The sequence below is a fragment of the Variovorax glucosi genome (assembly GCF_051216695.1).
Lineage (GTDB): Bacteria > Pseudomonadota > Gammaproteobacteria > Burkholderiales > Burkholderiaceae_C > Variovorax.
Window position 1 is genome coordinate 1 of sequence record NZ_JBPJZE010000285.1, and the last position, 1,131, is coordinate 1,131.

The 1,131-nt window shown below is 65.9% G+C and carries 1 protein-coding gene and 1 pseudogene; both read right to left on the reverse strand.

Annotated features, from left to right (window positions below; translation table 11 throughout):
• Positions 1-410 (reverse strand): annotated as a pseudogene (locus ACSFA3_RS25010) (dihydropyrimidinase); the annotation flags it as partial.
• Positions 411-412: 2 nt separating this feature from the next.
• A partial coding sequence (locus ACSFA3_RS25015) for a cytosine permease (protein WP_435508046.1) occupies positions 413-1,131 on the reverse strand: 719 nt, incomplete at its 5' end.

Sequence of the window (1,131 nt, forward strand, 5' to 3'; positions counted from 1 at the left end):
ACGCTCTCGTCCCACCAGGTGATGGCGACGTGAAAGCCGTAGTCCGCGGCGGACTTGCGCGCCCATTCCCTCCAGGTGCCATAGGCTTCCATCAGGGACTGCTGTGCATTGGGGATCACGAAGTCGAGGATGGTCGTGGTCCCGCCGGCCAGGCCAGCGACCGTGCCGGTGAAGAAATCGTCCATCGTGACCGTGCCCATGAACGGCAGCTGCATGTGCGTGTGAGGATCGATGCCGCCGGGCAGCACGTACTGCCCGGAAGCGTCGAGCTGCACCGCGCCGGCCGGCGCGTGGTGGGCGGCATCGGCGCCGACAGCGGCAATCTGCCCGTCGACGCACAGCACGTCGGCTGCGAACTCCCGGTCGGCGTTGACGACGATCCCGCCGCGGATCAAGAGCGCGTTCGTCATGCTCAAGCCTCCGAAGGCCTGGCCTGTTGCGGCACCGTCGTCGGCTTCTGCAGCCGCATCGTCGCGACGTAGACGACGGTCGAGATGGCGATGCCCGCGAACCATGCGTAGGTGTAGATCGTCTTGAAGACCTCCGGCACGTCCGGAAAGACGCTCGGCAGCGCCGCATTGAGGAACCCGGGCAGGTTGGGCAGAACGACGGCGATGAACGCTGCGATTGCGGCAGGATTCAACCCGTTCTTGTACCGGTACTCGCCATGGTCGCTGTACAGGTCGTTCACCTGCAGCTGCGTGCGGCGGATGAGGTAGTAGTCGGCAATCAGGATGCCGGCAATCGGCCCGAGCAGCGCGGAGTAGCCAATGAGCCAGGTGAAAATGTAGCCCTGCGTGGATTCGAGCAGCTTCCACGGCATCATCGCGACCGCGATTCCGGCCGTGATGTAGCCCCCGGTGCGGTATGAAATGGCCCGCGGATTCAGCGCCGAGAAATCGTAGGCCGGGCCCACCAGGTTGGCTGCGAGGTTGACGCTGACGGTGTCGACCAGCAGCACGATCAGCGCGATGAGCACGGCCGCGCCGGTCATGCGGCTGGCCAGGTCGACCGGGTCCCAGATCGCCTTGCCGTAGATCACGACCGTGGCGGAGGTGACGACCACCGCAAGCGCCGCGAGCAGGCCCATGGGAATGGGCAGCCCGACCGCCTGTCCGACGATCTGGTCGC